The organism is Paenibacillus sp. E194 (assembly GCF_000935845.1).
In the GTDB taxonomy this organism is placed as follows: Bacteria; Bacillota; Bacilli; order Paenibacillales; family Paenibacillaceae; genus Paenibacillus_B; species Paenibacillus_B alvei_B.
Genome location: NZ_JMDX01000231.1, coordinates 1 through 8,701, shown reverse-complemented (window position 1 = coordinate 8,701; position 8,701 = coordinate 1). Strand labels below are relative to the sequence as shown.

Here is an 8,701-nt window from a genome sequence, read left to right as displayed (position 1 = left end):
ATGCAGCAAGCAAAGGGGTGGTTGTGGTCAACTCCAGCGGCAACGCAGGGGAGAAGCTATGGAGTATTACAGCGCCAGGACTGGTGGAGGATGTCATCACCGTTGGGGCAGCTACCTTACCTACTTATGAACCGACCCTCTCGAAGGACGATCGCAGCATACGCCTAATTTCAGATAGAAATACACCGGCTTTTCCGAAGCAGGGCTCCGCTGATGTTGTCTTCGTTAGTGGGGACAGTCCTAAAGTGATTACACAGAAGCAGCACCAAGGGAAATGGATCGTAGTGAAGTCTCCCAGTTCCTCGGTAACATCTTATTATGAAGCGGCATGCCGAGCGAAGGCTGGCGGTATTCTGTTCTATCAAGATGGGAAGGTAGAGTGGGAGCCGGAGATTAATATTAATATTCATAATGAGCAAGATCATCGACTTATTCCCGCAGCTACTATTTCTCCACAAGGAGCGACGATGTTGAAGCAAGGCAAATCGATAGCCTGGAAGTGGGGAGAAGAGCAGAGAAGCCGAATGTCGGCGATGAGTTCTCGTGGCCCCGCTGTAGGTACTTGGCTTATGAAGCCGGATCTTGTAGCTCCGGGGATTGATGTACGCAGCTCGATGCCGCGTGATCTATATGAGCAGGGTTATGGGAATATGAGCGGAACGAGTATGGCTGTCCCTTATGTGTCGGCCGCAGCCGCGATCATTCTAGAGGCACATCCGGAGTGGACGCCTGCAATGGTGAAGTCGGCGCTGATGACTTCAGCGGATAAGCTTACGGATAACAATGGATTGGAATATCCGTATCACGCACAGGGATCAGGGCTGTTAAATATAGATAAAGCGCTGGATGCACATACCTTCCTACAGCCCGCGGCGTTAACGTATGGAGTAGTTGGAACAGAGTCTTGCGGTACACAGAAGGAGCAGTCGTTCCAAGTGACGAATCGCACCGCGCAGGAAATGATCTATCAGGTTACATTGTCATCCGAAGCAAGAAAATGGGACATCTCCTATCCTGCTTCCATTACGTTGCAGCCTGGCGAGACAGTCCGTGTTCCTGTTGTATGGGATCTAACCACTCTTAAGGAGACGGGAATCCTTACTGGGAGCCTCCAGCTTACGAACGGAACAGAATTGCTACGAGTCCCATTCCAATTGATACATGGTTCCGGTCATTATCCGCTGCTGACGGGATGGTTTGCAGACGATCAAATGCTCGCGCCGAACGGGGACGAACATAAGTCAATCCGATTCCATTATTATTTGCCAGGCGGTGCTGATCGGATGATTATTACAGCGAGCCGTATTGATATAGGGAAGAAGGCTGAAAGTGAATATTTATTGTTCAATAAGCCGAATCCTATCAATGGATTGCATACGTACGAATGGAATGGTACAGATGTGACGGGCCGCAAACTGCCAGATGGGTTGTATAACTTGAAGAGTAAAGCGTTCGCGGATGGACGTTCGGAGATGAAGGACGATCAAATAATCTATATCGATCGTGAAGCCCCTAGGGCAACCTTTATGAAGGAAAAGTCGGAACGTGGAGTTGTGCAAGGGACGATTCAAGACATGATGCTAACCCTTGATTATGCGGTACGGCCTATGTTTCGTATTGCCTCGGGAATTAAACAGCCGTCCCTGATTGATGTGAAGTGGAGCACTTCGAACACAGGAAATTGGAAGAGTGTCCGATTCAGTGAAGACAAGAGGATGTTCCATGTGTCTCTTGTGGGGTCAGGGTTGAAAAAAGGCGAGCACAATATATTTATCCGGATGGAAGATGCCGCCGGCAACGTACAAATTCAAAAAACACAAGTAAACATATAGCAGCTTGGAGCGGGGGCCATCCTCCGCTTCATTCTATTTTACATGGAATAATTTTCATATTTTTGAGAAGGTAAGAGTTCATAGAATGTTAAGGAGGCAATCTGATCTTTTGCAATTATTTATGATAGGATTAAAGAAGCTAACCTAATAGAATGTGGCGTAATGTTTCACGTGAAACATGTTCATGATAGATAAGGTGTTTTTAAGAAAGTGATTAGAATAGAAGTGTAACGACGTCGAAAGATATCATTCGAAGTTTTTCTTTTATCGTGTACAAAAAAAGGCAGGAAAAAGGCACAAGCTTGGAGAATACATAAGGCAGAGCGTATAATTTTGTCGAAGGAAAGAATTGGTTCAAGTCAGATGTCCTACTCTTCATTGTCGCGAAGGACGTAAAGGGAATGGAAAATTGCGAGGAGTAGCGGGAATCGCAGCCTAATTGCCTCCCTGAGCGACGTAGGGCAGAAGATCAAGAATGGAGCAGAGCACTGCCGCTTCTTCATGTGCCTGGCATTATTTTGAAGTTAGGTGGTATTATACGGAAATGAAAGAACAACTGTCTCGGTTATTCGGTTTTGCGGAGCGTCAATCGCTGGATGAAGTGAAACAGCTTCCGGTGAATGAGATTGTCAGCAGTCCCTATCAGCCTCGAACTATATTCGATGATGAGCGTATTGATGAACTGTGTCAGACGATCAAAACGCACGGCGTTATTCAGCCGATCGTTGTCCGCCAGCGAAACGGGCAATTTGAAATCATTGCCGGAGAGCGCCGTTGGCGTGCTGTCAAGAAGTTGGGCTTGGATACGATCCCGGGCATCGTAAGAGAAATCAATGACGCTCAGGCGGCATCCATCGCCTTAATCGAGAATTTGCAGCGTGAAGGGCTTACAGCGATTGAAGAAGCATATGCTTATCAGAAGCTCATTGATTTGCACAATTTGACGCAAGAAAGCTTGGCGCAACGGCTTGGCAAGAGTCAGTCTACAATAGCCAATAAAATTCGCTTGCTGAATCTACCGGATGTAGTGAAGCAGGCCTTAATGGAACGCAAGATTACAGAGCGACATGCAAGAGCATTGCTTGGTCTCGATTCAGAGAACTTGCAGCTCAAACTGCTTGAGGAGATTATCGCAAAAGAATTGAATGTTAAGCAGACAGAGGCACGAGTCGCGTTTTATAAAGAGGTTCACAAGGCGAAGAAATCGAAGCGTATCTCATATACAAAGGATGTACGTCTTGCGCTGAATACGATTCGACAGTCAATCGATCTTGTGACTGGATCAGGCTTAAAAATTAAAACGGATGAACATGATCATGATGATCATTATGAGATTGTCATCAAAATACCGAAAAGGTAGATTATTAGTAACGTGTGTTGTTTAAAGAGGTCGATAGATATTTCTTACAAGGATGCAGTAGCCTAATTCAATAAGAAGAGGGATTTATGGCTATAGCTATGGGATTGATGAAAGTAAAATTCCTGCTGGAAGAGGGGACGTAAATCTAGCTGCTCCGCATATACATTTGCACTTACATCCTGACCTTTTTAGTGACCTATATATCAGATTCACCTAATTATCGGTTGATTCCAGCCTAATCGTTGTATGTTTCATATCGTACAGCGATATTGTTGTCATGCGTAGTGCTCAAATATGTGCAGCGGCAGGCAAGAGGCCGCTCTTTTCTGTTTTTGTGGTCGTTAGCGGTTATCGTTACAGCTAGAAACGCAAAAGAAACAACATTGAGGTGAAGAGGAATGGCTAAGGTTATTGCCATTACCAACCAGAAGGGCGGCGTCGGCAAGACAACGACGACGGTAAATTTGGGTGCAGGTTTGGCGTTATTAGGGAAGCGGGTGCTGCTTGTCGATATTGATCCACAAGGCAACACCACGAGTGGTATCGGGATTAACAAAGCAGATGTAACGAATTGCATTTATGACGTAATTATTAATGATGTTCATCCGAAGGATGCAACGATTCCGACTATGGTCGAAGGTCTGCATATTATTCCGGCAACGATACAATTGGCGGGTGCTGAGATTGAATTGGTTCCGACGATATCACGTGAAGTACGATTGAAGAAATCGCTTCAGCTTGTAGCACATTTGTACGATTACATATTAATTGATTGCCCTCCTTCACTTGGTATATTGACGATCAATTCCTTAACAGCATCCCATTCGGTCATTATACCGATTCAATGTGAGTACTATGCGTTAGAGGGACTCAGCCAATTGTTGAATACGGTCAGACTTGTTCAGAAGCATTTGAATACCTCACTGCAAATTGAGGGCGTTCTTCTTACGATGCTTGATGCACGTACGAACTTGGGCATACAAGTCATTGATGAGGTTAAGAAGTATTTTCAACAGAAGGTGTATACAACGATTATTCCTCGTAATATACGCCTTAGTGAGGCACCGTCACATGGTCAGTCGATCATGACCTATGATCCGAAATCAAAGGGTGCGGAAGTATATTTGGAACTTGCGAAGGAAGTGATTTCGTATGAGTAAGCGATTAGGACGTGGATTAGACGCGCTCATTCCGTCACTATCCGTCAATGATGACGATAAGGTAGTAGAGGTATCTCTACAACAGCTGCGTCCCAATCCATATCAGCCGCGAAAACATTTTGATGAGCAGTCTATTCAGGAGCTTGCAGAATCAATTAAGCAGCATGGTGTCATTCAGCCTATTATTGTGCGGAGTGTTTTAAAGGGATATGAGATTATTGCTGGAGAACGCCGCTACCGAGCCTCTCAGCAGCTTGGGTTGCAGCATATTCCAGCAGTTGTTCGTAACTTCTCCGATCAACAAGTCATGGAAATTGCCCTGATTGAAAATTTACAACGTGAAAATTTAAATGCCATTGAATTGGCCGTTGCTTATCAAGCTTTAATGGATCAGTTCACGTTAACGCAAGAAGAACTATCTGTTAAAGTAGGTAAGTCGCGCTCACATATCGCTAACTTCTTGCGCCTATTGCAGCTCCCAGAAGAAGTAAAGGAATGTGTTTCACGTGGAACACTATCAATGGGACATGCGCGTGCCATTGTAGGGGTAAAGGACGAGGCAAAAGTGAAACAGTTGGCTAAGGCTTCCATCGAACAAGGGTGGAGCGTTCGTCAGTTAGAGGAAGCAATCCAGCAGATGAACAAAAAAGGGAAGTCAATTGATAAAACGAAGCTTGTCCGCAAAGATCCTTACTTAGATGAATTGGAAGAAAGTTTGCGTGAACGATTCCGTACGACAGTTAAAATTAAACAGAGCAAAGATAAAGGGAAAATTGAGATATCGTACTTTAACAAGCAGGACTTGGAGCGATTACTAGAATTGCTTCAATCGTTGTCGGCTCAATAAAGCCTTAGTTGAGTACTTGTACATGAACTGGCATTCTTGGTTGTTATCCGAAGCAAGAGGGGATTACACTAAGTATGCCAGTTTTGTGTTGCGGACAGAACAAAGATCCAGAAGGACAAGGCAACGATAAATGGCTATTTATTTTACAAAATATTGAAGCAAAAGGTTACAACTTTGTTGTCTCTTCATTCGGTTAGATCGTGTTATAACTAAATATAGAGATCCGTTAAAAGCGCATATTTCAAAATATCATCAATGACCATAAACAGGTACAGCTTCATCGCAGCCTTTGGAAGTTGATATTGGGTAGAAAAACGCAGATTTTTCAAGTTGAATGGTGAGGAATAGGGAAAAAAGTATTGTATGAGTCCGATGAAAAAATTTATACTAAGGATGGACGAAATACATATAGAAAATGACTCATCATTCGGCCAGCTCGCATCATAGCTGCCCATTATAGATAATAAATATCTGATAGACAGCAAGCGAATTAATGGGGAAACGCAAGGATGAGGAAGTCCGTGCATTTGGGGTACGGGACACGTTATAGGCAGGAGAGAACAAAGACTTATGATGAATGAATTGCAGAATGATTGGTTGCCACTCATTGCCGCTGGCATCGGCATATTGTTATTGTTGTTACTTATTATTGTTCTTCTCCAAGGGTCACAGCTCCGTAAGCTTCGCCGCAAATATGAGGCGATTATGGGGGAAAGCGGTATTGAAAATTTGGATGTTGTATTGTCCAGCATGCATGAGGATATTGCACATCTGCAAGGGAAGACGGAACAGCATCATGCTGACATGGAGCAAACGAAAAAAGCTCTGAAAAAGATGAAATCCCACGTCGGCATACAGCGTTACAATGCATTTGCTGAGCGCGGGAGTGATTTAAGCTTCTCGATTGCATGGTTAAATGAGGAGCAGGATGGGGTTGTCATTACAGGCATCCACGGACGGGATCACTCTTATGTATATGCGAAGCCCATAGAGAATGGACAGTCTTCCTACTCCTTGTCCCCGGAAGAGAAGCAAGCAATGGAGCTTGCAGAGGCAAAGAAGGGCTCCTAATCCATGTACTTATCGATGGGCTAAGGAAGTGAGTGACTGTTCGATTGTATCCGCGATCACCTCGGCCATGCCCATGACCAAATGAAGCCTAGTATTTTGCAATACGAAATATTCCATGAAGCCTCCGACGTTGACAATGCCTGTAATGTGCATATCTCCGATCGGGGGCAATTGTTTATTTACCCCAGCTCCAGGACGGACCGGCCCCTCAACGACTTGAACGGATCCCACACTGCTGCTCTGGCCAAGACAAGCGTCAACGGCAATAATGAAGGTATGAGGATCGCTCGCTTGCAGCGAATCTATCGTCTCTTGTAAATTCATGGCATGAACAGGCTGCTGTAGTGTCCCGAGTACTTGAAAGTGACGGGAAGTGGATTTCGACAGCCGTGTCCCGACGAGAGGGCCGAGACAGTCGCCCGTTGAACGGTCGGTTCCAATGCAGATAACCGTTGTCGACTGGTGAGAAGCTCGCATTTGCAAATGGTACTGGCAGGAATGAATCAGAGAAGATAGTGCGTTAGGTGCATCATAAACCACTTTACAAGGATGGCATTCATGGGTTGACTGGCGTTTGAACAAAGAAAATGTCATCACAAGCAGCCTCCGTTTTCTACTAAAGGTACTATCTAGTATATGGAAGCAAGAAAACTTTTATACTTCGACGAGAATAAGTTCCTATTTTATAATAAAGTGTCCTAACATTGATAACATTAGATAGTGATAGAGGAGGAATGAGGATGTTATGGGCCGCAGCGGCAGATAAACCAGAAGAAGTAACCGACAATATTGAACAGACGCTGTCGGTATTCGAGAAATGGCAGCAAGGGGTATGGAACTGGATAACCGATATGGCAACTTGGGAAATGCTCTTAGTGAAAACCATTAAAATTGTGCTGATTATATTAGTAACCAGAATCGTGATTCGCATTGTTCATCGAATGATTAATCATACGATTGCCAAGCAGGAGAAATCCCGCCTGAACGGACAACCGAGACGGCTTGTTACGGTAGGTAAGCTGCTTAAAAATATGACTTCGCTTGCGATGAATTTCATTATGATCCTTGTGGTTTTATCGGAGTTCAATGTGAATTTGGCACCGCTGTTAGCAGGGGCAGGGGTCGTCGGCTTGGCCATTGGTTTTGGTGCTCAAAGCTTGGTGAAGGATGTCATGACCGGATTCTTTATCATATTGGAGGATCATTTCGCAGTAGGCGATGTCATTAAGGTTGGTTCCTTCCAAGGTACGGTAGAGATGATTGGTTTGCGGTCTACTCGAATCCATAGCTGGACTGGAGAAGTTCACGTCATTCCAAATGGTAGCATTACCGAGGTAACCAACTATTCACTAAACAACTCGATTGCTGTTGTGGATGTATCAATTGCTTATGAGGAGAATGTAGAGAAGGCTATTCAAGTCATGAATAAAGCGCTTGAAGTATTGCCAGAGCACAATGAGAATGTAGTCAAGACGCCGCAAGTATTGGGCGTTCAAACGCTTGGGCCTTCAGAAGTGACGATTCGGGTTATTGCCGAATGCCGTCCATTTACCCAAGCAGGTGTTGTTCGTATGATTAATGCAGATATGAAGCAGGCTCTGGAGCGAGAGGGAATTGAAATTCCATACCCGCGCCTCGTTACGTATCAACGAGCCGAACAAGGAGGGAATATGTAATGGAACGTAAAGTCTTCGCACTGGGTGATATCGTTCAAATGAAAAAGCCTCATCCTTGTGGTACGAATGAGATGGAGATCATTCGAATGGGCATGGATATCCGCATTAAGTGCGTTGGATGCAAGCATAGTGTGCTCGTCCCGCGCGCGAAGTTCGAGAAAAGCATGAAGAAGGTGCTTCGTTCTGCTCAATCTGATTCCGAGTAAGATAATTTTGTAAAAAGTATGTTGCAATGTAGTGTGGACTATGGTAAGATAACTCTTGCTATGGAAAGGTACCCAAGAGGTCCAAGGGGGCTGACTCGAAATCAGCTAGGCGTCGCAAGGCGTGCGTGGGTTCGAATCCCACCCTTTCCGCCACTTATTGGATACGACAACTCCGGAGCTTAGGCTTCGGAGTTTTTTGCATGTTATAGGCAAGTTTTTCTGTCCTGGAGTTGTTGATGACGATGTTTGTGTTGCAGTAACAAATGCTGAAAACAATAAATAAGAGAAGGGACTTCGCATGCGCGAAATCCCTTCCTGGTTGACGGTGCTTATTCGACTTCTATCTTCACAATTCAGATGGCTTAGGTTTTCTTCATCATATGGAATCATATAAAAATTCCATTACGACAAGTGTGTTACAGATAAATGCTCTACAGCACAACCCCTCGCTTCCCTTATTTCGTAAAGTTAAATGTCTCCACTAGGCTTCTTTGCTCCATTGTTCAACGGAACCCACCTCGCTTCGCACCGTCAGTTGTTATTATGATC

General features: G+C 44.7%; 8 protein-coding genes and 1 tRNA gene. 8 read left to right on the top strand and 1 reads right to left on the bottom strand.

Going from position 1 to position 8,701, the window contains the following annotated elements; translation table 11 throughout:
• The 5 genes from AZ66_RS23385 to AZ66_RS23365 all read left to right on the top strand — a co-directional run.
• Positions 1–1,832: S8 family serine peptidase (locus AZ66_RS23385; RefSeq protein ID WP_156160055.1), on the top strand; the 1,832-nt coding region annotated here is incomplete at its 5' end.
• Between the two features lie 544 nt (positions 1,833–2,376).
• On the top strand, positions 2,377–3,192 hold the full coding sequence (gene noc, locus AZ66_RS23380; RefSeq protein WP_021257546.1) for a nucleoid occlusion protein: 816 nt from the start codon (positions 2,377–2,379) through the stop codon (positions 3,190–3,192).
• A gap of 398 nt (positions 3,193–3,590) precedes the next feature.
• Positions 3,591–4,352, top strand: a complete 762-nt coding sequence (locus AZ66_RS23375; RefSeq protein WP_005545445.1) for a ParA family protein — start codon at positions 3,591–3,593, stop codon at positions 4,350–4,352.
• Positions 4,345–5,199 carry a ParB/RepB/Spo0J family partition protein gene (locus tag AZ66_RS23370; protein WP_021258405.1) on the top strand — a complete coding sequence of 285 codons (855 nt, stop codon included), beginning with the start codon at positions 4,345–4,347 and terminating at the stop codon, positions 5,197–5,199. The genes AZ66_RS23375 and AZ66_RS23370 overlap by 8 nt, the downstream gene beginning before the upstream one ends.
• A gap of 570 nt (positions 5,200–5,769) precedes the next feature.
• On the top strand, positions 5,770–6,270 hold the full coding sequence (locus AZ66_RS23365) for a DUF4446 family protein (RefSeq protein WP_021258404.1): 501 nt from the start codon (positions 5,770–5,772) through the stop codon (positions 6,268–6,270).
• 9 nt (positions 6,271–6,279) lie between these two features.
• On the opposite strand, the gene yyaC is transcribed toward AZ66_RS23365, so the two are convergent.
• Complete coding sequence (gene yyaC, locus AZ66_RS23360) at positions 6,280–6,864, bottom strand: spore protease YyaC (protein WP_021258403.1); 585 nt, start codon at positions 6,862–6,864, stop codon at positions 6,280–6,282.
• Between the two features lie 146 nt (positions 6,865–7,010).
• On the opposite strand from yyaC, the gene AZ66_RS23355 reads away from it, so the two are divergent.
• The 3 genes from AZ66_RS23355 to AZ66_RS23345 all read left to right on the top strand — a co-directional run bounded on the left by AZ66_RS23355 (position 7,011) and on the right by AZ66_RS23345 (position 8,305).
• Positions 7,011–7,946, top strand: a complete 936-nt coding sequence (locus tag AZ66_RS23355; protein WP_052648792.1) for a mechanosensitive ion channel family protein — start codon at positions 7,011–7,013, stop codon at positions 7,944–7,946.
• Positions 7,946–8,152, top strand: coding sequence for a DUF951 domain-containing protein (locus tag AZ66_RS23350; RefSeq protein WP_021258401.1), 207 nt, complete (start codon positions 7,946–7,948; stop codon positions 8,150–8,152). The genes AZ66_RS23355 and AZ66_RS23350 overlap by 1 nt, the downstream gene beginning before the upstream one ends.
• A 62-nt stretch (positions 8,153–8,214) precedes the next feature.
• A tRNA-Ser gene (locus AZ66_RS23345) sits at positions 8,215–8,305 on the top strand.
• Positions 8,306–8,701: the final 396 nt, after the last annotated feature.